Annotated in this window: 18 protein-coding genes, 1 tRNA gene and 2 pseudogenes; 11 read left to right on the top strand and 10 right to left on the bottom strand. The window is 46.7% G+C overall.

Annotated elements, in window-relative coordinates; genetic code table 11:
- The first annotated feature begins 53 nt into the window (after positions 1–53).
- Positions 54–1250, top strand: coding sequence for an NADP-dependent isocitrate dehydrogenase (locus EHO61_RS11525; RefSeq protein ID WP_135813729.1), 1197 nt, complete (start codon positions 54–56; stop codon positions 1248–1250).
- Positions 1251–1254: 4 nt separating this feature from the next.
- A complete protein-coding gene (locus EHO61_RS11520; protein ID WP_135813728.1) occupies positions 1255–1905 on the top strand; it encodes a hypothetical protein in 651 nt (216 codons plus the stop codon).
- On the opposite strand, the gene EHO61_RS11515 is transcribed toward EHO61_RS11520, so the two are convergent.
- On the bottom strand, positions 1902–2771 hold the full coding sequence (locus tag EHO61_RS11515) for a response regulator (RefSeq protein WP_135813727.1): 870 nt from the start codon (positions 2769–2771) through the stop codon (positions 1902–1904). The genes EHO61_RS11520 and EHO61_RS11515 overlap by 4 nt on opposite strands.
- A 104-nt stretch (positions 2772–2875) precedes the next feature.
- Positions 2876–4078 carry a nucleoside triphosphate pyrophosphohydrolase gene (mazG, locus tag EHO61_RS11510; RefSeq protein ID WP_135813726.1) on the bottom strand — a complete coding sequence of 401 codons (1203 nt, stop codon included), beginning with the start codon at positions 4076–4078 and terminating at the stop codon, positions 2876–2878.
- Between the two features lie 110 nt (positions 4079–4188).
- Between mazG and EHO61_RS11505 the strand changes: the two genes are divergently transcribed.
- The gene (locus EHO61_RS11505; RefSeq protein ID WP_135813725.1) at positions 4189–4707 is read left to right on the top strand and encodes a DUF6580 family putative transport protein; all 519 of its coding nucleotides are present in this window, start codon (positions 4189–4191) and stop codon (positions 4705–4707) included.
- Positions 4708–4762: 55 nt separating this feature from the next.
- Here the strand turns inward: EHO61_RS11505 and EHO61_RS11500 are convergent, their stop codons facing one another.
- On the bottom strand, positions 4763–6031 hold the full coding sequence (locus tag EHO61_RS11500; protein ID WP_246032105.1) for an LA_2444/LA_4059 family outer membrane protein: 1269 nt from the start codon (positions 6029–6031) through the stop codon (positions 4763–4765).
- Between the two features lie 136 nt (positions 6032–6167).
- Between EHO61_RS11500 and EHO61_RS11495 the strand changes: the two genes are divergently transcribed.
- Together EHO61_RS11495 and EHO61_RS11490 are read left to right on the top strand one after the other, a co-directional pair.
- Positions 6168–7091, top strand: coding sequence for a cation diffusion facilitator family transporter (locus EHO61_RS11495; RefSeq protein WP_135813724.1), 924 nt, complete (start codon positions 6168–6170; stop codon positions 7089–7091).
- Positions 7092–7133: 42 nt separating this feature from the next.
- Complete coding sequence (locus EHO61_RS11490) at positions 7134–7688, top strand: LOG family protein (protein WP_135813723.1); 555 nt, start codon at positions 7134–7136, stop codon at positions 7686–7688.
- Here the strand turns inward: EHO61_RS11490 and EHO61_RS11485 are convergent.
- The 5 genes from EHO61_RS11485 to EHO61_RS11465 all read right to left on the bottom strand — a co-directional run bounded on the left by EHO61_RS11485 (position 7685) and on the right by EHO61_RS11465 (position 11870).
- The gene (locus tag EHO61_RS11485) at positions 7685–8785 is read right to left on the bottom strand and encodes an ankyrin repeat domain-containing protein (protein WP_135813814.1); all 1101 of its coding nucleotides are present in this window, start codon (positions 8783–8785) and stop codon (positions 7685–7687) included. The genes EHO61_RS11490 and EHO61_RS11485 overlap by 4 nt on opposite strands.
- Positions 8755–9771 carry an AEC family transporter gene (locus tag EHO61_RS11480; protein ID WP_135813722.1) on the bottom strand — a complete coding sequence of 339 codons (1017 nt, stop codon included), beginning with the start codon at positions 9769–9771 and terminating at the stop codon, positions 8755–8757. The genes EHO61_RS11485 and EHO61_RS11480 overlap by 31 nt, the downstream gene beginning before the upstream one ends.
- A gap of 34 nt (positions 9772–9805) precedes the next feature.
- Positions 9806–10987 carry a M23 family metallopeptidase gene (locus EHO61_RS11475; protein WP_135813721.1) on the bottom strand — a complete coding sequence of 394 codons (1182 nt, stop codon included), beginning with the start codon at positions 10985–10987 and terminating at the stop codon, positions 9806–9808.
- Between the two features lie 130 nt (positions 10988–11117).
- Positions 11118–11189 (bottom strand) — tRNA-Thr (locus EHO61_RS11470).
- Positions 11190–11228: 39 nt separating this feature from the next.
- Positions 11229–11870, bottom strand: a complete 642-nt coding sequence (locus tag EHO61_RS11465) for a DUF2889 domain-containing protein (RefSeq protein WP_135813720.1) — start codon at positions 11868–11870, stop codon at positions 11229–11231.
- Positions 11871–11990: 120 nt separating this feature from the next.
- On the opposite strand from EHO61_RS11465, the gene EHO61_RS11460 reads away from it, so the two are divergent.
- Positions 11991–12788 (top strand): SDR family oxidoreductase, encoded by a 798-nt coding sequence (locus tag EHO61_RS11460; protein WP_135813813.1) that lies wholly within the window; start codon positions 11991–11993, stop codon positions 12786–12788.
- 30 nt (positions 12789–12818) lie between these two features.
- Here the strand turns inward: EHO61_RS11460 and EHO61_RS11455 are convergent, their stop codons facing one another.
- Together EHO61_RS11455 and EHO61_RS11450 are read right to left on the bottom strand one after the other, a co-directional pair.
- Positions 12819–14129: a formylglycine-generating enzyme family protein gene (locus EHO61_RS11455; protein WP_135813719.1), complete on the bottom strand. Its 1311-nt coding sequence runs from the start codon at positions 14127–14129 to the stop codon at positions 12819–12821.
- A gap of 96 nt (positions 14130–14225) precedes the next feature.
- Entirely contained in the window at positions 14226–16799 is a 2574-nt protein-coding gene (locus tag EHO61_RS11450; RefSeq protein ID WP_246032103.1) for a hybrid sensor histidine kinase/response regulator, read from the bottom strand.
- 223 nt (positions 16800–17022) lie between these two features.
- Between EHO61_RS11450 and EHO61_RS11445 the strand changes: the two genes are divergently transcribed.
- The 5 genes and pseudogenes from EHO61_RS11445 (at position 17023) to EHO61_RS11430 (ending at position 23622) form a co-directional block, all read left to right on the top strand.
- A complete protein-coding gene (locus EHO61_RS11445; RefSeq protein WP_135813717.1) occupies positions 17023–17727 on the top strand; it encodes a 7-carboxy-7-deazaguanine synthase QueE in 705 nt (234 codons plus the stop codon).
- A gap of 161 nt (positions 17728–17888) precedes the next feature.
- Positions 17889–19385, top strand: a pseudogene (locus tag EHO61_RS17445) (DEAD/DEAH box helicase); the annotation flags it as partial.
- 510 nt (positions 19386–19895) lie between these two features.
- Positions 19896–20591 (top strand): annotated as a pseudogene (locus tag EHO61_RS17440) (ATP-dependent helicase); the annotation flags it as partial.
- Positions 20592–20651: 60 nt separating this feature from the next.
- Positions 20652–23057, top strand: a complete 2406-nt coding sequence (gene pheT, locus EHO61_RS11435; protein ID WP_135813715.1) for a phenylalanine--tRNA ligase subunit beta — start codon at positions 20652–20654, stop codon at positions 23055–23057.
- Between the two features lie 7 nt (positions 23058–23064).
- Positions 23065–23622 (top strand): gamma carbonic anhydrase family protein, encoded by a 558-nt coding sequence (locus tag EHO61_RS11430; RefSeq protein WP_135813714.1) that lies wholly within the window; start codon positions 23065–23067, stop codon positions 23620–23622.
- Positions 23623–23644: the final 22 nt, after the last annotated feature.

Below are 23644 nucleotides of genomic sequence, written 5' to 3'. Positions count from 1 at the left end.
GGACACACCGCGCTTTAACTTTAATTCATCGAATTTAATAGAAGGAGAACCCAATGGCTAAGATCAAGGTGAAAACTCCATTAGTGGAGCTGGACGGGGACGAAATGACCCGCATCATCTGGAAGGAAATCAAGGATCGTTTCATTCATCCCTACCTGGACATAGAACTGGACTATTACGATCTCGGAGTGGAATACCGGGACAAGACTGACGATAAGGTTACCGTCGATTCCGCCAATGCGATTCTAAAATACGGGGTCGGCGTTAAGTGCGCGACCATTACGCCCAATCAGGATCGAGTAAAAGAGTACAATCTAAAAAAAGAATGGAAATCCCCTAACGGAACGATCCGGTCCATTTTGGACGGAACCGTATTCCGCAAACCGATCATCGTAAACAATATCCCTTCCGCGCTCCGGTCCTGGAAAAAACCTATCGTAGTCGGCCGCCATGCCTTCGGAGATTTGTACAAGGATACCGAACTTTACATTCCGGAAGCCGGAAAAGTGGAGATCGTATTTACTACTAAAGACGGAAAAGAAAAAGAAAGGGTCTTGATCAACGATTTCGACGGACCCGGAGTGATCATGGGTCAGTTCAACCTGGACAAATCGATCGAAAGTTTCGCCCAGGCATGCTTCAATTATGCGATTTCCGAAAAGATCAATATCTGGTTCGCGACCAAAGATACGATTTCGAAAAAATACCACGCTCGTTTCAGAGCGATTTTCGACCAAGTCTCCCAAAAGAGGGCGGATGAACTCAAAAAAGTCGGAATCGAATATTCCTATTTCTTGATCGATGACGCTGTGGCGCAGATCGTCAAAAACGAAGGTGGAATGCTTTGGGCCCTGATGAATTACGACGGAGACGTGATGTCGGATATGGTCGCTTCGGGTTTCGGTTCTCTCGGTCTGATGACCTCCGTATTGGTTTCTCCCGACGGCAAATTCGAGTACGAAGCGGCGCACGGTACCGTGACACGTCACTATCGTAAGTATCAAAAAGGGGAAAGCACTTCCACGAATTCCGTTGCTTCCATCTTTGCTTGGACGGGAGCTCTGGAAAAGAGAGGTGAATTGGACGGAACGCCAGAAGTCGTCAAATTCGCTCAAAAATTGGAAAAGGCCGTCATCGATACGATTCAAGGCGGAGAAATGACCAAGGATTTGACTTTATTGACCACGAGTTCGAATCCGAAGGAATTGGACACCTTCCAGTTTATGGAGGCGATCCAAAAACGCCTTTAAGGACATGGATCAATCTTCCGTCAAAAACGGGAAAAGGAGGGGCTCGCATCGGCTCCTCCTTTTTTCGATATTCCTTGCTGGGTCCATATTCGCCCAAAAAATTCCCTTACCAAAAGAACCCGTATTGCCCACCGAACCGGCATTGGATGTCCGTGGCGAGTCCGGCAAAGCAGGTTCCGCTTCGGGGCAGAACGGTGCTTCCGAAGGACCAAAGATAAAGGGCTTCTTTTGCGACGGGAGAACCATCGTCGGGACTTGGAAATCCGCTCCGAAGGAGTTTTCCTTTAAGCATAAAAGAGAAAACGTCTTATATTCAAAAACCTTAAAATACGAAGACGTATCCAGAATTTTGATCAAAAGCTGGAAATTGAATCCCGGAAAACCGAATCCGCAAGGAACTCCCTTTCGAGCGGAACCCTGGGAAGTGCATTACAAAACGAAAAACAACGAAACTTTCGAAAGGATAGGGGATCTGAAAAAGGATTTTTCCGAGATCAAAATCGAGAACGAACTCGGGGAAGCCAGCCTTTATTTTTATTGGGTGGATCTGCAATACGAGGACAAGAGTTGGTATTCCAAATTACCTAAAATGGAAGGGGACATTCGGAAAGAATGCTTTCCCGATGTCCTGGTAGGATTAGAATTTCTTCCCTAATCGGCGGATATAAAATCGAGTATTTCGTTCGCGTCGAAAGGTTTTATCAGAATTTTCACGTTAGAAGGGATTTGTTCGGTTTCGGAATCCAGTTCGTTCGAAGCGGTAACGATCGCTAATTTTAAACCGGAAAGTTTCGGTTCCTGCATCACTCGAGTACAAAGAAAATTGCCGTTCATCCCGGGCATGTACATGTCGGTCAAGAGCGCTTCGTATTTTTCGGGATCTTCCAAAAGAATTCTCAATGCGTGCTCTCCCGAAATGGCCGTTTGAACCTTTAAGCCTTTGGATTCCAATAATCTCTTGGAAAGCACCAGGTTTAGTTCCGAATCGTCCACCATCAGCACGGATTTCAACCGCGAGGTATCCGGAATCGAAGTATTTTCCGTCGACGGGATCTCGCTCTTTAAATCTTTTATAATGAGCTGTAGCGCTCCTTTTAAAGGAGTTAAATCCGGTTTTTTTTCCAAGAATCCGTCCGCGCCTGCGTCATGGGCTTTGATACGGTTCGAATCGTTGTATTCCGAAGTGATAAAAAGTATTTTTGCATTGCAGGATGCAAACGGTTTTCCGTCGATCCTGTTCTTACGGATCGAACGACAAAGATCGAAACCCGTTCCTTCGCGGAAATAAAGCCCTACGGTGATCACGTCGAATTTTTCCATGAATGTCAAGTGGCATGCTTCTTGTAGACCGGAGGCTTCGAAAATCTGAAATCCCTGGTCCTTAAATTCGGAGATGATCCACTTACGAGCAACCTTGCCCGAATCCACGGCTAATACCCTTAGCGGGCTCCGCGTGGGATCCGAATTGGGAGGGGTCTTTTCCCCTAATTGAGATCCGCCTGTTACGGCCTTCTTTCCCATATATAAAATCGACGATAAAATCCGACGTTCCGGACAAAAAAAGGACTTGGATAATTACGTAAAGTTGATGTCGGATTCATGATGAAACGACAAAAAATTTCCTATTATTTTATCATTTCCTTATAGGAGCGTATGGCTGAAAGGATTCCAAGATGGATCTCATCGGAGCTTAGAAAGGATTTACCTTCTAAATCCGTCCAAATTCCCTTTCCCGGTTCTTTATTCTCCAAATTGAGATAGAAGATAGGTTGTCCTTTCCTTCCCCAGGGGTCCTTTGCGGGAAGCAGGGTAATCGCGCCTAATCCTGAAAACACGATCCTATATTCCTCGGATTTATGGTGAAAAGAGAATTCCTTAGGCCAATCATTTTCGGAAGTCTCTTTCTCTTTCCAGAGAAAATAGGGCGAGAGTTCCCGTATCGCATCCGAAGTAAGATTTTTTTTCTCGGTTAGTTGATCGGAGGCGGTCCGTTTTTCCGAGATCTTAGCTTCGTTCCACAACTCGTCCAATTCTTCCAATGGAGTCTCCGCGAAGATTTTACCATGTTTTGCCAATTCGGACTGTATGAAATCGATTCTCCGTTTGAATTTTCGGTTGGTTCTCGTAAGTGAAGACTCCGCCGAAATTCCGAGTTTTCTGGCAAGATTTACGATACTGAAAATCAAATCCCCCAATTCCTCTTCTATCCGGATTTGGTTTGAGGAAACGTCGGGCATAGCCTTGACTTCGGTTAGGAATTCCTCCAGTTCCTCCTTAAGTTTCTCTTCCACTCCGCGCGTGTCCTTCCAATCGAATCCGACTTTGGAAGCCTTCTTTTGGTATTTTTCGGCCTTCAACAAGGAAGGAAACGACTCAGGAACCTCTTTGAGAATGGACGAAGGTTCCGTTTCTTTTTTTCCCCTAGTTTGTTTTTCTTTTTGTTTCAGAAGTTCCCAATTTGCGACCACTTCATTCGAGGATCCGAATCCTGCGCTTTCCGGATCGAAAACGTGAGGGTGTCTAAGTACTAATTTTTCGGCCACATCTTTGGCGATATCTTCCAACGTGAACGCGCCCCGTTCGGAAGCGATTTGCGCGTGCAGAACGATCTGAAATAGCAGGTCCCCTAGTTCCTCTTTGGAATGCTCGTCGTCCTCCTTCAGTAGGGCATCGACGACTTCTTGCGACTCTTCGAGAATGTAGGGAATCAAGGTCTGGTGCGTCTGTTCTTTGTCCCAGGGACAACCGTCGGGTCCTCTGAGTTTAGCGGTTATATCTAGAAGATAAGACAGAGAATCGGTATAGTCTTTAGGGTTCGGAGCCTGCATAGAGGATAGGCTCGGTAGGCCGATAAGAATTCCTACCTTTTTTCCCCCGACAAAAACGATCTTGAATTGATTGACGAGGCCGTTTGCGAATCCACTGTATGGAAACTACCATGATTCCATCTAGAAATATAGTTCTCGTCTCTCTTTTGGTTTTAGCTGTTGTAAGCCGATTCCTCCCTCATCCCCCGAATTTCAGTCCGATACTTGCCGTATCCCTTTTTGGCGGAGTTTATTTTGCAAATCGCTGGGTTTCTCTTCTTTTACCTTTAGCGATTATGGCTCTCAGCGATGCTTTCATCGGATTTCACGCTTTAGTTCCCGTGGTCTATGGAATGTTCGTATTATTCGCCTTAGCGGGTCGATGGTTGAAAAATCGCCTTTCCATAGGAACGTTGGCGATTACCGGACTGTTAGGTTCGAGCGCCTTTTTTCTAGTGACCAACTTTTTCGTTTGGGCTACTTCCGGAATGTACTCTCTGGATGCGGACGGACTGGCGACTTGCTATATCGCAGCGGTTCCTTTTTTCCAGAATTCCTTGCTAGGAGACGCGATTTACATTCCCACTCTATTCGGTTCTTTTTATCTGATGGAGAAGTCCGGATTCGTTCCGGAACAGCAAATCGCTTAAACGAGTCCGGCTTTGTGAAGAGAAAAGTCGTCCTTAGCGACGACTTTTCAGCGTTTCAAAGGATCAGGGAAGCCCCCAGATAAAATCCGTAAAATTTATCGTGAACGTCTTTTTGCAGGCCCGTATTGGTGGAGGTTTGGTCCAAAGTTTTGGATACTTGGTTCAGGTATAGATTATCTCCCGGAGTTCCACCGAACACGGAAGCATTGTAATTGTATCCGCTGACGCGGGAAACCATTTCCGTATATTGAAATCCGACGGTAAATTTTAACCATCTCGTCCTCAATAGGGAAATTCCCACATCCACTTCGTATCCTACCCGAGAGAGCAAATTGTCTTTTACCGTGTTCGTAGATCCGGTGTTCAGTAGATACGGATTTCCTCCTAAGCCTATAATCGTACCGGTGCTGTTTCTATCATAATGTCCTAATGTTCTAAAATAATCGAAGCGAAGATGGGCGAGAAGATTCGCGGTCAGATTTTTGAAAATCCGGAATCCGGCTTGGGGACCGATTCCTCCGGCTTTCTCGCTCATGGAACCGAATCCGTAATTTCCGGGAATATTTCCGTACTCTTTGGAATAGATATCGATGTTCCTGACCCCTAGGGAAGGTCCGATTCTGGCCCCGGTCCCTGTCGGAAAATACCAAGCCAAATTGAAGGAATAATCCACTCGTTTGTACTCGGGAGAATGGAACTGGATCGCGGAAAGATTCGAAGAAGAGTGCACTCCATCGAAGGTAGTATAAGAGGGTTTAATCCTGAAATCCAGATAACTCAATTCCATTCCGAAATTCTTGTTTTTACTCAGATAAGACAGACGCACCGGATATGCGGTTCTGGAATTTCCCTGCGGATTGGAATACGCGGTGAAGTTATTGTTCAATAGATTCGGATTGACTCCTAAGGAATTCGCACTATTCGAAGCGGTTTGGTACACGCCCGAATAACCGAGCAATGCGCTCGTCGTATTCGCGCCTATATTCCGATCCCTAGCCAATGTTTCCGAAGCCCAAGTGGATTGCATGGCGATCGATTGTAATTCAAAGACTCCTGCCGTATACGGTTTGCTCAATTCCCGGTCCTGAATGGCGTTTCTCGCTTCGATCGCTTGCCTTCTTTTATCTACGGCCGCTTGAGCCAATCTTCTGCGTTCGTCCTGGTTTTGGGAACGTCCCGCCTTGTATTCCAAATCGTCCGCCTCCCGCTCCAAAGCGTCCGGATCCGGAATTTTGTCCGCGGAACCCTGGGCTCCCAAGGACGAGAAAGAGACTATCGATAGGAAGAAGAGCAAAACGAGACTTGTTCTTAGGATTGATTTCAAAAGATCACCTCTTCGGTTTTCGTAATTCGGAAGCCTAAGCTTCCAAATAGAAACTCCAATCCTTTTTTGGGTTGGGAAATTAAAAAAGAAAGGATATATGTACATAAAGAAAAAGTGTTGGGGCGGAAACGAAGTCATGAATCCTTCCTCGAATAGAATCAAAATTCTTGCCGGAGTATTTTCTCTGGCGACTGCCGGTTTATTGGCCGTCCTAAAGTTGTGGGTCGGCCTTTCTCAAGGTTCCTTGGCGCTTTTGGCTTCCGCTTTGGATTCCGGTCTCGATTTCCTCACTTCCTCCGTGAATTTATACGCGTTGCATCAGGCGGCCAGACCTGCGGACTCGGAGCATCGTTACGGATACGGCAAGGCGGAGGCTATCGCGGGATTGTTTCAGAGTTTATTGGTTGCCGTTTCCGGAGGTTGGATCCTTTTCCATGCGGCTCAGCATTTTTTGAAACCGAAGGCGGAAATTCCCGACGTTTCCTCCCTGTACGTCATGTTGGTTTCTCTTGTTTTGACCACCCTTTTGGTCTTGTACCAAAGATCGGTGATCCGCAAAACCGGATCTCTTTTGGTCTCGGCGGATCATTTGCATTATGTTTCGGATTTGTTGGGAAACCTACTGGTTCTTCTATCGGTGGCTTTGGCCATGCAAACGGGTTGGGATTGGGTGGATCCTTTCGCGGGTGCGGTGGTTTCTCTTTATCTTTTAAAGGGTGCCTGGGAAATTTTTAAAAAAAGTACGGATATCCTGATGGACCGGGATCTTTCCCATGAATACAGGGATTCCATTTTGCGAGTGGTAAAAGGTAGGTCCCCTCAGGTACTCGGTTATCATGATCTCCGCACTCGCTCCGCGGGAGAAAGGCGTTTCTTGGAATTTCATTTGGAAATGCCCAAGAATCTTACCTTGGAAGAAAGTCATAAGATTTTGGATTCTATTCTGGACGAACTCAAAGAAGAATTTCCATATACGGAAGTTTTGATCCATCCCGATCCGGTGGAAGTGAATCTGAACGGTCGTACGCTTCTGGATCGGGAGGCGCCCCGTTTCTATTAATCCGGTTGCCTTCTATGGCAGAAGAGACAATCTGGCCCGGAAATGAGACCTGCCATTTGCGTTTTTTGCGGATCGAGACCCGGAACGGATCCGAAGTACCAGCAGGCAGCAAGATTCATCGGTCATTTGATCGCCTCTCAAGGAATCGATTTGGTTTATGGGGGAGCAACATCCGGATTGATGGGAACCGTCGCAGATGCCGTGATGGAAAAAGGCGGACGGGTGACGGGAGTTTTACCGGAGTTTCTTTCCGGAAAGGAAATCGCGCATAAGAATATTACCGAATTGATTCTAGTTCCGACTATGCACGAAAGAAAGTTACTCATGTACGAAAAATCCCTGGCCTTCATCGCGTTGCCGGGCGGTATCGGAACTTTGGAAGAACTCGTCGAGGTGAGTTCCTGGAACCAGTTGGGAGTATTCTCCAAACCTCTCGGCCTTCTGGATGTGAACGGTTTTTTTCAACCTTTGCTGAACCAACTGAATCACATGGTCGGGGAAGGGTTTTTGGATTCCCAAACTAGGGACGGTATCGAAATTCATTCCGATCCGGATCTTTTGCTGGAACGAATCCTAAAACGAATCAGATTGATTTAAGAATCCCCTTCCTTCGATTCTAAAAATTGTTTAAAAACTTGGTGTAACATCGGACTTTCGGATTGTTCTGCCAGTGCGAGAGGGGAGTTTCCTTCCTGGTCTTTGGAATACGGGGACGCTCCATTCTTTACCAGCAAATCGGCGATTTCCGCCTTTCCGGAGCGAACGGCAAGTAGGAGGGGTGTCCGACCGACCGAATCTCGGATTTCCGCTTGGTATCCGTTACTCAGAATCTTTTCGACGATATCCAACTTGCCTTCCTCCGCAGCTTTAAAGAAGAGCTGGGTCGTTGCCGTATCTATGGTTTTTAACGTGTGATGGAATTTCATGCGATCGGCTTCTTCTTTTGCCGACTTTCCGCCCAAATTTCGAGCTAGAGGATCCGCTCCCCATTTCAGCAATCGATCCAAGCATTCTACGGAATCGTATAGCGCGGAAAGTAATAGCGGAGTATTTCCGTCCTGGTCTTTATTCTCCAAAAGGGATTTGACTTCTTGGTTTTCCGAAAACAGATCCAGAATTTCAAAATCGTTATGTAAGGCGGTGAGATGAAGAATGGTTCTTCCTTCCGAGTTTTTCTTTTTCGGATCGGCTCCCTTATCCAATAGGAATTCCGCGATTTCGTAATTTCCCAGATCGATCGCTAGTAATAACGGTGAATATCCTTCCCCATTCCGGTCCTCAAAATCCGGGGCGGAATCCGGCACTTCGAATAACAATTCTACCAAAGCTAATTTTCCGGAACTAACCGCCTTCGTTAAGGGAGTGTTCCCGTCCATATCGCGAAGGGAAGGATCCGCTCCGTATTTCAAAACCAACTCGGCTAATTCCGGGAGCTCGGATTCCAGGGCGATCAAAAGCGCGGTCTCTCCCCGGGAACTCGTTTCGTTCGGATCCGCTCCGTATTCCAAGAGTAATTTTGCGGCTTCCTTATCTCCTTCTTTGATGGCCCAGTAAAGTAGACCGCAACCGTAGGAATCCCTTAATTCCGGAAACTCTTCGGAATACCCGTCCCGAGTCGTCGCTTCCTCCAACAGGGCGCGCAGGGTTCCGTTATTTCCTGTTTTTACGGCACGAAAGAGATCGTTCCAATCCACGCCCATTTCTCCAGGAGGCAATACAATCCCAGCGTCGTAACGAAGGAAAGCGGTATTCCGATTCCGACTAAAGAAACCGATAACCTCGGATTCAATCCCCACTCCGCCGCCAGCAGACTTCCGGTGATCATCGGTGCCATTCCCGCTTCCAAAACCAGTATCTTAAAGTCGCGAAGGCGGATAGAAGCAACGTTTTGTCCAAAATCGGAACCCATCATAAAATAATAACCGCCGAATACGAGCCAAGCCAAAAGAGGACCCAAGATCAGTTTATAAACCAAACCCCATGCCAACGGCGCCCGTACTGCTCCCGAGAAATTTTCGGCATCCGGAAGGTCCGAATTAAGTTTTCGTATTCCGATAAGTTGGTATCCGACGGAAAAAAGAGCTAACGGAGTCAGTGTATCTCCGATTTTGGAAATCGCATTCTCGAATTCCGGAGGAAGTGAAAAGGGTCGACTTAGCAAAGCGATCACCATTCCCCAAAAAGGCGGAAATGAGAGGATCCGTTTTAAAAGATCCGTGGAACTTTTTCCGGAACTAGCCGCCATTGCCGCCTTGGTTCCTAGATACGTTCCCGGAATCGAAAGGGTCAAAAAGGTACCCAATTGGTCGATTACCACCGCAGTCGGAACCGAGTCTTTTCCGTAAAAAACTTCGACGAGCGGAATGCCTAGGAAGGAAGTGTTTCCCAATCCGGCGGAAAGGCAAAGGCAGGCTTTGGTGGAGAAATCCCAGTGCAAACGTTTTCCTAAAAAAGAAAAGAGAAGAAAAGAAATTCCGAAAAGAAACCAGGGCATCGAAGCTAGAACTAAAAAATTGTCATCCAGCGAGGCATGCCTGAGCGGAACAAATTCCAGACAGGGAAGGGAAATCGTGATGAGGAAGGAGTTCAGAACGCGATGAGAATTCGGCGGAAACGTTCCCCAGCGACGGACCATCATTCCGGCCGTGAAGCAGATCGTTATGATGATAAAATTGGACATGGACCGTTCCTTATTATAGTCTCTTGCGGTCCGGTCAAGGAAGGATTTGAAACGTTTTGTCCCCGATCTCCTTTTCTCCGAGACGAATGCGGAGAGTGTACTTGCCTTTTATCGCTATCGGCGGAAAATTCCAGGAAACGGAAGTGACTCCGGCCGGGATCTTGTCCGAAAACTCCAACACTGCTTTTTTTTCTCCGGAACGGAATAACTTGGCTTCGAATTCGTAAGGACCGCTTTTATAAATAGGCATGGACAAGTAGAAATCTTTTTGGACAGGTACCGTTTCCAAACATTCCGGATCGGAGCCCGTTTGAGGACGGGCGCTACTGATACAAAGTTGACCTAAATCCGTGACCGGAAACCCGGGAAATCTCTTATTTTCCGGATACCAATAAGCGTTTTCTTCGGTTAGAAATTCCGCTTCCCCCGATTCGGTTCTGAATAAGGTCGCAAAGGATTTCTTTCTCCTGTTTTCTTCCGGAGCATAAACCTCGAAGTGCAAATGAGGACCGCTTGTGTAACCGGTGTTTCCTGAAAAGCCGATCCTAGTCCCTGCGATCACTTTTTGACCTACGGAAACGGAAACTCCCGATTTTTTTAGATGGCCGTAAATGGCGACCGTTCCGTCGGAGTGAGCGATGATGACTCGATTGGCCTTATCGATGAGAATAGGATCTATTCTGCCTTCTTCAAACTTATCTTCCGTTTCCACCACTGTTCCGTCTCTTGCCGCCAGAATAGGAGTTCCTTCCGGCATTTGGAAATCTATGGATTGAGCAGCGTCCCCTCTGTGTTCGTTTCCGGAATTGTAGCCTACGGATACCCAAGCCTTTCCTTCATAAGGAAGTAGATATACGTAAGTGTCGTCGTGGACAGCGTGCAATTTCCCGTAATAGGAAACCAAGCTGACTTGCGGAGAGAATCGGAGAACCGGATCGATTTTAATCAAATCCAGGGCCTTTTTATGTTCCGGACCTTGCAGAACGACGGACAGAGGAGTCTTCGGATTCGTGACCGTATTTTCTCCCGAGACGGTAAGATAGACCGTGAAATAGGCTTCGGGCGGGAGCCATTTTGCTCGGAGAAAAATGGAACCGTCCGAGCCTCCAGATTCGACGCTGTAACATACTTGTTTGGAGTCGCAGGATTCGACGGGATCTCCGGCTACGGGATAGAAGACCGCCAGAAAGAGTAGGAGTAAAATTCCGCTACGCATTGTCTCAGGAAGATTTAGACTATCGAATCTCCAGTATTGGTACAGATTGTGTAGTCAAAATATTTCCGAAGACAAAAGAATCGGTTCGTTCTTTGGCCGGTGCAATATGGTTATCGTGGAAGAGTAGGGTAGCCCGCTGCCGGAATTGAACCGGCGACCTTTTCATTACGAGGGAAATGCTCTACCCCTGAGCTAAGCGGGCGGTTTTGAACGGATCGATTTTTTTACTAAGATCCGCTTTTTACGGAGATTCCCGGTCTTTTCGGGACCCTCGAAATTCTTTTACCATCATGGCCGTAATACTGTCAAGAGGTTTCACTTGCTCTTTCAATTCCGGAGTCTCGTGTTGGGAGGAAAAGCTATGGCAGGAGTTGCGTACTCCCTTATCTTTCATCCACCAATGGCGACCGATTTCTCTTCTGCTTTTCGCATCCAAGGTTCCCATATACATACGATACTCGTCCAACTCCGGAGGAAAATTCCTCTCCTTCAGAAAAAAAGCGTAAGCGGAGCTGAAACTTTGGGCCGCATTCTGCAATAATTCGTTTATATGAAGGCAGCCGGTCGTACGATCTTCGGGAAATTTCCTCATAATCTTGCCGTAGGACATTTCCTCTCCGATCAGGTAAGAATAGGTTTTGATCGCATTCGGACAGGTTTCATACGGGACCCTGTCTTCCTCCACGTCTATGTCGATGATCTTCATGTTTGAAAGGTTAATCAACATATAGAGACTCATATCGTGATAGGAATCCCTCTGGCTGACTTCGATCAGACAAGAAGGTGGGGATTCCTCCGGGAACCAATAATATCTGCTCTCGTACCGTCTTTGGAAACCGCAGTCCTTGAATCGGATTTTTTGTTTAAGTTGAGAAAGCGCCATGTTTTCCCCCTTGTTCAGTTTTTTTCAGGCGAGCAAAGCCAGAAAGGATTTTACTCCGTTTTGAATTGCTTTTTTGGGAATCTTCCTTATCATTTTGCGGAGTTAAAGATCCGGTCCGGTATGAGTTCCTATTTCGAAGGAAAGGTTTTTTTAGTAACTGGCGCAAGCTCGGGGATAGGCAGATCCTTGGCGGAAGAATTGTCCGATCGAGGAGCGACCGTAGGGGTCATCGCAAGACGAAAGGAATTCCTTAGAGATTTGAAAAATTCCGTTTCGCATCCGGAAAAGATGATCGTTCTTCCTGCCGACGTAACTTCCGAATCCGAATTGAAAAAAGCGTTAGAAGAGTTTCGTAAAAAAGTCCATAGTGTGGACGGATTCATTCACAATGCAGGAGTCACGATGAGAGCCTTGGCCGCGGAAACGGATCTAAAGGTTTTTCGAGATATTATGAACACCAATTATTATCCTTTGGTGTATCTATATCGATCTCTGGAAAAAGATCTGAGGCAAACCAACGGACACGTGGTTGCGGTTTCCTCCATTCAAGGAAAATTCGCAACCCAATACCGTTCCGGATATGCAGCGAGCAAACACGCAGTTCAGGCGTTTATGGATAGTATTCGATTGGAAAATTCCGAATCAGGAATTCATGTCCTGACCGTTTCTCCCGGATTCGTAAAAACGGATATTTCGATTAAGGCTTTTTCCGCGGACGGTTCCCCTCACGGAATTCTGGACGAGGGGCAGAAACGGGGATTGGAACCCGGTATCGTCTCTCGCCAAATTCTGAAAGCGATCGAATCCAGAAAACGGGACCTTTATCCGGCGGGGTTTAAGGAGAAATTCGGTTTGTTCTTAAGCCGATTTTCCCCCGAGATTTTGGACAGAATTTTGTTAAAAAGCAGAGTGACCTGAATAAAATCCCGATACAGGATTGTTTCTTCTTTAACGTTTTGCGTCGATAACGAGCCGAAGTCCGGCCTTCCTGTCGGAAGAGAGGTTGGGAACTCCGCCGTAATCCCGGAAGTACACCTTAGCTTCCTCTTTGTCTGAGCTATAGGAACCTCCGCGGATCACCTTCAGATGCTTCCCGAATCGGATCGAGGAAAGTCTGTGTCCTTTATACGGAAGGTAGGGAGAACTGGTCCATTCCGGAGCGTTTCCACACATCCCGACGATTCCGTAAGGGCTTTGTCCTTTTGCTGGGAGATTGTAAACGGAGATAGTCGCCTTTTTGCCGCTTTCTCTAGTATTGCATAACTCGGAATCGTATTCGGAACCGAACGGATACTCGCGAGGGCTCGAAACGAATTCGTAGCTCTCATCTTTCATCAAACGCCAAGTTAATCCCGTGCCTCTGGCGGCTTTTTCCCATTGGAATTCGGTGGGTATCCGTTTTCCGGACCATTTTGCATAAAGTTCCGCTTCCCGATAGGTTAGGTTGACCACGGGGTGGTATTCTTTTCCATTGGGAAAAATCCCGTTTTCCCAATGAGAAGGTGGCGGAGTTCCGGTTTCCTTTATGAATTTATAATATTCTTTGTTGGTAACTTCGTATTTATCCATATAATAGGAAGGAAGTTCCTCTAAAGTGTCCCTTCCCGGAATTTCAAAATTCGGATTGTAACTGTCTTCCGAGGGCTCGTCTCCCTGGCCGAAAAGGAAATAACCCATTTGTTCATAGAGTATCTTTCCGTTGGATTCGTAACCCGAACTGACCAACACCATCTCTTTTCCGTCTTTCGGATGCAAAAGGGCTTTCGGGAGCCGATTCCGAACGAGATCCGTCGAATCGAAGACGGCCGGATCTTGATAAAATTTTTCTTTTCCAAAATGTCCGACGAGAATCCCGGCGGACAAAAGACGATCCGGTAGGTTTGGGCTTAGGGAAAAGGATCCTCTTAATTCCACCGTACTCGGTAGGGATTTGCGACCTCTTTTTTCATGCTCGATTTCTACGGTCTCGACGGAAAAGGATCCGATCTCCTCCATTTTAGGTTTTCGGAGAAGCGGAAATTTTTTGCCCACATCCAGCACTGCGCGGATTTCGTCTTCGTCACGATCTGCGAAGTAGGAATTCCGCTCGATACGGATCTTCACTTTTCCCTTATTTCTATATACGCCCAAGACTTCCCCTGTCCAGAGGACGGTCTTACGCGTATCGGGATCCGAGTTCTCGTTTTCCTGGGAATTTCCGATGCCAGGAAGTAAAAGAATGCAGAATATAAGTACAAATAGAAAACGTTTCCGAATCATATTCTTTTTCGTCGAGAGCGCGTTTGTCCTCGGAATTTTAGGGAAATTCCATTTATCTATTTCATCGGCAAATTTTTCCCGTCGGCAAACCGATTTTTAAGTTTTTGCTTTCGGGAAGAGTGAGTTTCCCGCCTTTCGTAAGGAATGGATGAGTTCTTCGAATACGATCGGTTTGGAAACATAATCGTTCATTCCCGCACGTAAACAGATTTCCCTATCTCCTTGCATGGCTGCGGCGGTCATCGCTATGATATAAGGTTGGTCTTCTTGGGACCAAGTATTTCGGATGATTTGAGTGGCCTGGATTCCGTCCATTTCGGGCATATGAACGTCCATTAGGATCACATGGAACTTCTTTTCTCTCAAGAGATTGATGACTTCCTTACCGTTTACGGCCAAGGCCGGTTCGTAGCCCAGCCGTTGCAAGATCCGTTTGGCCAAGGCCTGGTTGATTTCGTTGTCTTCCGCGACCAACACTTGGAACGGAAAAGTATTCTGTAGGAGTTCCTTTTGCTTTTCCAAATAAGAGGAAGTCTGGTTCGCTTTCCCCTTTTCCCCTCCTCCGACGAGAATGTCCGTCACGATTTCCTCCAATTCCCGTTTCTTGATCGGTTTACTCAATTGGCCTACGAAAAGACGAAGAACTTCCTCTCTCTCTTTCGCGTCCAATGCGGACGAAGAGAGAAGGATCATCGGAAAAAGAAAATTCCGCTTTCGCAAGTCCTGAGCGATCTCTATTCCCGTCGTATCGGGAAGATCGTAGTCCAAAATCGCCAATTCCGGTTGGCTTCCCATTTCGAGTAACGATAGGACCTCTTTCTTTGAACTCGCGGAAAAGGTCATCAAACCCAAAGACTGCAATTGGTGAGCTAGGATTTTCAGGTTCGTAGAATTGTCGTCGAGAATGATCACTTTTCGGTTTTCTAGGCTCGGATGGCTCGGCTCCGAGATCGTCTTATTGTCGGAAGCCACGCTTTCCACCTGGATCTCGAAGGAAAAGATCGTTCCTTTTCCCACTTCGCTTTCGAGCCAAATTTTTCCTCCCATCATCTCGATCAAGCGATAGGAGATGGACAGCCCTAATCCGGTGCCTCCGTATTTTCTGGTAGAGCTCGTATCCACTTGATAAAACGGATTGAACAATTCCTTCTGTTTGTCTTTCGGAATTCCTATACCGGAATCGCGAACGGAAAACAAGATCGTACAAAGATTTCCGTCGCGCCTGGAAAGTTCCGCCGATAGGAATATTTCCCCTTTTTCGGTGAATTTTAGGGCATTTCCGAAGAGGTTGATCAGAACCTGTCTGAGCCTTAACTTATCCACCATGACCTTTTCCGGCACGTTCGGATCCAGGTAGCTGATCAGATCCAACCCTTTTTCCGCCGCGTTGGAGCGGAATAGGTCCAGAGTTTCCTCCACGACGGTATGCATCGAAAACTCACCGATCTCCAAACTGAGAGTGCCGGATTCTATTTTAGAATAATCTAATATGTCGTTTATGATGCCTAAAAGACTTTCCCCGCTTTTTTGTATGATCTCCACGTACTCCCTTTGCTCGTCCGGAATTCCGGAGTCCAACAGTAACTCCGTCATCCCGATGACTCCGTTCATGGGTGTCCGGATTTCATGACTCATCATGGCGAGAAATTCCGATTTGGCTTGGTTGGCTCTTTCCGATTCGTCCTTCGCTTTCTTAAGATCGTCCTCGTAATTTTTCCGGACCGTTATATCCGTAAACAACGCACAAATAGCGTAGGGTTTTTTTTCTATATCCATCAAAGGGAGATTGATGCAATGGAACGTACGGATCGTATCTTTGATAGGCAAATCAAGTTCGTATTCGATGGGGGAGAGCTTAGAGAGGGACATTTCCGACATTCTCTCTATATAGGCGGACTTTTCCCTTCCGAACAATTTGGCCAGGTCCAGAGCGTTCTCGTAGGTAGGATCCAGGAATTTTCTCGCAAAAACCTGGTTATGATATAGGATCCGCCCTTGCGTATCAAGCATAGTGAAGGCCGATGGGAGTCCGTCCAGAATCGAGAGGAGTCTGGACTCGCTTTGTATCAATCGATCGGTGATCTGCTTTTTTCCACCTATGTCTTTTCGGATCAAGTGAACACTGGCCGCTATTACGAGTAGGCTTCCGAAGAATAACGTAGATAGCGTTAGATAGCTGTTCACAATGTAGGATTGCCAGGTTTCATTCCGAATTTTTAATAAACGAAGTTCTTCTTCGTTCATTTCCGAAAGGATTTCCTCCAGTTTTTTAAGCGCAGTGTTATTCGGGCCAAGATCGCGCGTTTTTAAATTCCCGATTTCATTAACGATCAGATCGATTCTTGCGATTTGCACCTTGTTATCGCTTACCAATTTCGAGAGTTGATTCTGCTCCGATTCTAGGTCGTTAAGGATCGCCGTCCTCTGGATCCTGCTCTCCGGAGTATTTACTTCGAAAAAAAAACGGATTTCGCGCGTCAGTTCCTTTACGCGGTCGATTTTTCTAAGTACGTCGTAAGTATGGTGTATCCGATCTGCTGCGTTCTCCCTTTCCGTTAAAATCCAGAAAGAAAAAAGGAAACCTCCGAGCATAAGGACGGCGACGAGAGAGAAGGCGAGTCGAACTTTCCCTTCCAATGGCATTTGGTTCTTTTTTTCGAAGAGTATCAAAACTGTTCAACCGCACTCATTTTTCGGAAAAAAAGCCTAAAAGGGGAGATTGACTTTTTTACACCCGGCTTGGAACCGTCTCAACCTTTTTTTCGATTCGGTTTCCATCGGGTCTTGACTGGGAACGGAATTCGGACATTTTGGTATTCCCGAAGGATCCTTTTTTTAGTACAATCCTAAAAGATCCGGAAAACGGTTGTACGAACGAACCGCTCGCTATAAAATGAATTCCGTAATTCACGAAATCTACTTATCCGTTTCAGGAGAAGGAATCTCGACTGGACTGCCCACAATATTCGTTCGATTTGCGGGCTGCTCCCTGCGCTGCGGAATGGACGGCTCGAGAAAATTATGGTGCGATACTCCTTATGCACTTTCCCCTAATGCGGGAGAGAAGATGGACATCGAGTCCGTTCTTTCCGAAATTCGGAGGCTTTCCGCAGATCCGGTGCAAGTGCTTTTTACCGGAGGAGAACCGTTGGAAGGTCACAATCGGAATTTCTCGACGGTTTTGGCAGCAAGATTAAGGGAAGATAGAGTACGTTACGGTCGTTTTCTGAGGACTAGAATCGAGACGAACGGAGCCGAGTCGATCGCCGATTTGGAGGATATGGTCTTTACCTTAGATTATAAACTTCCCGGTTCGGGGATGGAAGAAAGGATGCTCCAGGAGAATTTACGTTTTCTGAATGAAAGAAAGGATCCGTTAGACGAAGTTAAGTTCGTGATCCGGGATGAGAGGGATTTCGTGCGTTGTTTAGAAATCGTGGAGCATTTTGAACTGCAAGGAAATCTTTTGGCTTCGCCCGTTTTCGGCGAATTGTCTCCGGAAACTTTGGTGGATTGGATAAAGGAAAGAGGTGCGGGAAAACTGAGATTGTCCTTGCAGACTCATAAGTACATTTGGGGGGATAAGAGAGGAGTTTGAACTTGGAGTCTACATTACAACTAAGTTTGGACTTCGATTCGGAATCTCCCTCCGCATATAGGGGAGATTTTTGCTATCTACGCAACGAACCGGGATTCGGGATCGCTAAGATAGAAGGGGCCGAGGGCGGAAAGGTTCAGATTTTTTTTCCGAAAGCCAATGTGCGGAAAACGGTTTCGGAAAATTCCCCGCATCTGAAAATCATTGGCTCCTATCCGACTCCTTTTTTACAATCTCCCGGAAATCCGGAGACACTGGATCTTTGTCGAACCGCTTTCGAATTGAAGCTTACGCACGCGTACGACAAGCTATCGGCGCTCTCCAATTCCCGCACTCGACTATTGCCACATCAGATCGAATCCACGTACGTGGTGGTCAATTCGTTAAAGCCGAGATTTATCTTAGCAGACGAAGTCGGATTAGGAAAAACCATAGAGGCCGCTCTGGTCATGAAGGAGCTCATATTCAGGCGAGGCTATAAGAAAGTCTTGATCGTGGCTCCTTCTCCCTTGCTAGTCCAATGGCAACAGGAATTGAAGAATAAATTCAACGAGGATTTCGAGATCGTAAAGAGAAGGAATTTTCTAGCTTCCGGAGAGAAGAATTGGAAGAACTTCAAACACGTAATCACTTCCGTCGATTTTATCAAGAACCCTAAGTACGCCGAAGAGATCCTAAAAACAAAATGGGATATCGTGATTTTCGACGAGGCGCATCGACTCAGACGGGATTATCACAAGGTGACCAGGGCTTATCTTTTTGCCGAAAAGATCGCCAAAAAATGCGAATGTCTTCTTTTGCTTACGGCTACTCCGTTCCGCGGTAAGTTGGAGGAGCTTTTTTATCTGGTCCATCTGATCGATTCAAATCTTCTCGGTCCGTATAATACTTTCGTAAACGACTACGTGATCGGCGGTAAAACGGATTTGAAGGAAAAAATCTCCAAGGTCCTGTTGAGACGCAGAAAGGTGGAGGTCGGAGGATTTACGAAACGATTCGCCAAAACCGTAAAGATCGAACTTTCTCCTACCGAAAGGCAATTCTACGACGAAACGACGGAATATGTGAGAAGGGAATACAATTTGGCGATGAGGACCCAAAACCGAGCGGTCGGTTTTGTGATGATCGTATTCCAGAAACTATTGGATTCTTCGGTCTTTGCATTGTTGTCCGCTCTTTCCAAAAGAAAGTTCATGTTGGAAAATCGACTTCATCACCTGAAATCCATCGAAAAACGATTGGAGGATTGGGACTTCGATGAAACGGAAGGTGTGGAGGATTTCGTATCCGACCTGGAGGAGTCCGCGCCTACGGATCTAGCCAACCTTCGACGAGAGTTGCTTTCCTTGAATCGGTTGATTCTATTGGGCAAAAAAATCAAGGAAGACCGCAAATCCCAAAAACTAAAGGAAACGATCGCAAAGTTAAAGAAGGAAGGGCATCCTAAATTCATAATATTCACCCAGTTCCGTAGTACGCAGGATTTCCTCGCCGCGAGTCTTTCCGACTATAAAGTCACTTTGTTTCACGGGTCTTTGAGTGCGGACGCAAAAGAGGATGCGATCACGGAATTCCGAAAATCGTCCGAAATACTGATCTGTACCGAAGCGGGAGGAGAGGGGCGGAATCTTCAGTTCGCCAACGTGCTCTTCAACTACGATCTTCCTTGGAGTCCTCTTAAAATCGAGCAGCGTATCGGAAGAATCCATCGTTTCGGGCAGAAGGACAACGTATTCATTTTTAATTTTGCCTCCAAGGAAACCGTGGCGGAACGGGTCCTCGAAGTACTATCGAATAAGATTCGTCTTTTCGAAGAGTCGATCGGAAATTCCGACGAACTTTTGGGCGCTATAGAAGACGAATTGGATTTTCATTCCAGTTTTATGAAGTTCGTGACCGGAAATAAGAAGTTGGGGGAGATAGAGGAGGAGATAGACCAAAGGATTCGAATCGCAAAAAAAGGATTCGAAAAACTAGGATCCCTAGTCACTCCGAAACTGATCGATTTCAATTTGGAGGATTATTATAAGACTACGTTGCAGGAGAGGGCGTACACGAATTCCCATCTCGAGGATTTCTTCGTGCGTTATACCGAATCCTTCGGAAAAGAAATAGGTCTGGCGATACGGAACGATGCCCCGCACCTCTATACTTTGGAAGGGCCTAAATATAAAGGGAAAAAAGCGACGTTCGATTCCGAGCGGGCCTTATCCGACGATAGTCTGGAGTTTTTAGCTTTCGGTCATCCCTTGATCGACGAGGCGGTTCTGTGTTTCTTAAAGGATAAGAAGGGTTGGAGATCCGGTTTTTATCGTTCGGGTGGAGACCTAGTATATTTCGTTTTTATGGTGGAGTTCCGTTTTTCCCTGGATCGTAAGGAAATTTTTACCGTAGCTGTGGATCGTAAAACAGGAAAAGTCTCCGTTTCGGAGGATCTACCCGATTCCGTCCGACAATCCTTGGTCTCCGGACCGGAGGACTTTCCTTTTTCCGATTTCGAAGTCCAATTCGTCGCCGCGTGCGAGGCTTTGGACGGAGCCTTGCAAGATCGCAAACGGGAGTTGCATGAACAGACCAAGGATCTGTTTCTGAAAGAGGAATATAAGATCCGAACTAGCAACCAAAACACGCTCCGTCAGTTGGAAGAAAAACTGATGAGGCAGGAAGCCGCATTCAAATGGGAAGGCAAGCCGGAGAAAAAATCCGCCATGAATCGGACTAAAAACGAGATTCAGAAGGTGAAAGAAGACTTCGAAATCGAACTCAGAAAAGTGAAAGTAGGAAAAGAGATTCAACACAGATTCGAATTGTTTCAAGTGTACTTTCCGTTATCCAAATCGAGTTTTCCTGCTGGACATTCCTAACCGACCCGGGCTTTTGTAAATGTACTGAGTCGAAATCGTCGACATCGGGAGATTCGGAACGTGAAATTATCCCTGGATTGGATGAACGAATATGTACCTTTGAGCGAGGTACCTCTAGAAGAGATTCTTAAAAAAATCGCCGCCTCGATCTGCGAGATCGACGGAGTGGAGGATTTCTTTGCGCACTTGGAAAAGGTCGTTTTGGTGCGTATCGAGTCTTTGGAAAAACATCCCCAAGCGGATAAGTTGCAGGTCGCTCAAGTAAGCGACGGAAAAAACAAGATTCAGATCGTTTCGGGCGCCCCCAACCTGCGTGTGGGAGATTTGGTTCCACTAGCTATTCCCGGAGCCGTACTAGACGGAAAGGAAATCAAGGATTCCGAACTGAGAGGGGTGAGGAGTTCCGGTATGCTCTGTTCCGAAAAGGAACTGGGACTTTCCGACGAGGATTCGGGAGTTTTTGTAGTAACGGATCCGCAAGCCAAGCCGGGAGACGTCTTGCGGGAATTCCTGGGTTTTCGGGATAAAATTCTAGATGTGGATAACAAATCCATCACTCATCGACCGGACCTTTGGAGTCATTTCGGCTTCGCTCGGGAACTCGCCGCCCAACTTGAACTTCCGGTCCGCTTTCATCCTCTTGAACAGGATTGGGAATTCGACGATGGCGTTCCTCAGCCGAAGGTTTCGGATACGAAATTTGCCCATTCTTATTTTTCCGTAGGAATCGAAGGCGTCAAAATCTCCCCTTCGAATCGAAGCGTTCGTTCCCGTTTGAAGAAGTGCGGGATTCGCGTAATCAATAATATCGTGGACGTATCGAATTATCTTCTGTTGGAAACAGGGCAGCCGACGCACTTTTTCGATCGTGAAAAATTAGGAGCGATGGGTGCGGTTTCTCTCGAAGTCGATCCGGCAAAAAAAGGAGAATCGTTTCCGCTTCTGGACGGCACGTCTCCCGAGTTGGATTCGGAGATTCTGATCATTCGGAATTCCGGCAAAGGAGTGGCGATTGCCGGTGTTATGGGCGGAGCGGAAACCGCTGTTTCGGATACGACGAAAAGCGTAGTTTTGGAATCCGCGGTTTTTCCCAGGGAATCGGTTCGCAAATCCATCCGCAAAACCGGAATCCGATCCGAATCGTCCGTTCGTTATGAGAAAGGTTTGGAAGCTACGACTACGCTTCCCGTTCTCAAGAGAGCATTACAACTTTTGAAAGAGAACGGTTGCCCCGAAGTAAAGGCGAGTCATCCAGTAGGATACATTCACACTGCGGACAAGAAAGTCGTCATCGAATTGAGTCTCGATTTTTTAAACAGAAAATTAGGAACCGATATAAACCGGGAGACTGCGGAAAAAGTGCTGAGCAGTCTTTCTTTCGTTTCCGATTGGAAAGGCGATCGAGCGATGGTAACGGTCCCGAAATACAGACAGAATTACGACATTACAATTCCGGAAGACCTTGTGGAGGAGATAGGTAGGTCTCTCGGGTATGCGAGCATACCGGTTCGACCGTTGGCCGCGGAAGTCAAGCCTCCGGCACAGAATAAGGCCCGCGAGTTGGAAAGACTATTAAAGAGGCAATTTTCGCAAGTATTAGGATATAACGAAGTTTTTAATTATTCCTACGCCTCCGGGTCGGATAATTTAGTGGAAGGAAAGCCAGAGGATTTCGTTAAAATCATGAACGCGATGCCCGAAGAACAGGCTTTTCTGCGCACTTCCATTTTTCCTTCTCTTTTGAAAAACGTACGTTTGAATACGGACAGATTTGAAAGGGTGAGAATTTTCGAATTCGGACGCACGTACAAAAAGACCGAGGAACCGGGGAACGAATCCAAATCTTTCGCGTGGGCGGTCTGTGACGGAAGAAAATGGAACGAAAAGGATGCCGGTCTATTAGAAGAGGATTTTTTGCGGGTTCGTTCCGGTGTCGAGCAGGTGCTTCGGAATTTGAACATACGATCCTTTGTTTGGAAATCGGAGAACCGATCCTATTTTCATCCTAAGGCGAGCCTTTCTCTTTATTCGGAAGGAATGAAGATCGGAGAACTAGGTTATGCCCATCCTACTCTTGCGGACCGGATGGATCTAAAGAAACGAACCTTACTCGGCAAATTCGACTTTGCGGCTTTGTTGACGGCTTGGGAATCCTTAAGAAAGACAAATCACTTTAAGGTCCCGTCCCATTTCCCTCAAACGGAAATCGATTTGTCTATAGTGATGAATTCGAATGAATCTAGCGCCAACTTTGCGGAACTTGTCCTAAAAGAATCGATTCCGGAACTCGAAGACGTAAGAGTGACCGTCGTTTTTAGCGGAGGAAATCTGCCTGCGGATAAAAAATCCGTTTCCTATCGATTCCGCCTTTTGAGTCAGGATAAAAATTTAACGCAGGAAAGAATCAAAGAGATTACGGATACCTTGATCGGAATCGCCCAATCCGCGGGATATCCGCTGCGTTAAGATCGGAATGAAGATTCACGAGTCGGCATACGTTCATCCTGCCGCCACTTTGATCGGGCTTGTGGAATTAGGAGCTAATTCTTCCATTTGGCCCGGAGCCGTGCTGCGCGCGGATATGAATACGATTCGACTCGGGGAAGCTGTCAACATCCAAGACAACTCCACCTTGCACACGGATTCCACGCGCGGGATCTTTATCGACGATTACACGTTGGTAGGGCATAATACCATGCTCCACGGCTGTAAAATCGGGAAAGGTTGTCTCATCGGTATCGGCTCCGTGGTTCTGGATGATGCGGAAATCGGTTCCGGAGCCATGATCCTCGCCGGATGCATCGTACGAGGCGGAAAAAAAATACCGCCCAGGGCCATGGTTCTTCCCAAAAACGGGGATCTCGTCATTTATCCGAACAAGGCTAAGCCTGCGATGACGATCGCGGGTTGCCTGGAATACGTGGAGCTTTCCAAGCGCATTCTTGCAGATCGGTTCGGTCCCTTTTCCCCGGAAGAGGAAGCCGGATTTTTGAAAGAAGCGGAACGGATCGTTTCCGATCTCGGAATTTGACTTCTTTCTTTTTACGCGATCG

This window comes from Leptospira fluminis (assembly GCF_004771275.1).
In the GTDB taxonomy this organism is placed as follows: Bacteria; Spirochaetota; Leptospiria; order Leptospirales; family Leptospiraceae; genus Leptospira_B; species Leptospira_B fluminis.
This window is presented reverse-complemented; position numbering and strand designations above follow the sequence as displayed.

Bases quoted from the DNA above. Each gene is read 5' to 3' on its own strand.
- EHO61_RS11525 (WP_135813729.1), top strand. From the start codon at position 54: ATGGCTAAGATCAAGGTGAAAACTCCATTAGTGGAGCTGGACGGGGAC.
- EHO61_RS11520 (WP_135813728.1), top strand. From the start codon at position 1,255: ATGGATCAATCTTCCGTCAAAAACGGGAAAAGGAGGGGCTCGCATCGG.
- EHO61_RS11515 (WP_135813727.1), bottom strand. From the start codon at position 2,771: ATGGGAAAGAAGGCCGTAACAGGCGGATCTCAATTAGGGGAAAAGACC.
- mazG (WP_135813726.1), bottom strand. From the start codon at position 4,078: ATGCAGGCTCCGAACCCTAAAGACTATACCGATTCTCTGTCTTATCTT.
- EHO61_RS11505 (WP_135813725.1), top strand. From the start codon at position 4,189: ATGATTCCATCTAGAAATATAGTTCTCGTCTCTCTTTTGGTTTTAGCT.
- EHO61_RS11495 (WP_135813724.1), top strand. From the start codon at position 6,168: ATGAATCCTTCCTCGAATAGAATCAAAATTCTTGCCGGAGTATTTTCT.
- EHO61_RS11490 (WP_135813723.1), top strand. From the start codon at position 7,134: ATGAGACCTGCCATTTGCGTTTTTTGCGGATCGAGACCCGGAACGGAT.
- EHO61_RS11480 (WP_135813722.1), bottom strand. From the start codon at position 9,771: ATGTCCAATTTTATCATCATAACGATCTGCTTCACGGCCGGAATGATG.
- EHO61_RS11475 (WP_135813721.1), bottom strand. From the start codon at position 10,987: ATGCGTAGCGGAATTTTACTCCTACTCTTTCTGGCGGTCTTCTATCCC.
- EHO61_RS11465 (WP_135813720.1), bottom strand. From the start codon at position 11,870: ATGGCGCTTTCTCAACTTAAACAAAAAATCCGATTCAAGGACTGCGGT.
- EHO61_RS11460 (WP_135813813.1), top strand. From the start codon at position 11,991: ATGAGTTCCTATTTCGAAGGAAAGGTTTTTTTAGTAACTGGCGCAAGC.
- EHO61_RS11455 (WP_135813719.1), bottom strand. From the start codon at position 14,129: ATGATTCGGAAACGTTTTCTATTTGTACTTATATTCTGCATTCTTTTA.
- EHO61_RS11445 (WP_135813717.1), top strand. From the start codon at position 17,023: ATGAATTCCGTAATTCACGAAATCTACTTATCCGTTTCAGGAGAAGGA.
- EHO61_RS11430 (WP_135813714.1), top strand. From the start codon at position 23,065: ATGAAGATTCACGAGTCGGCATACGTTCATCCTGCCGCCACTTTGATC.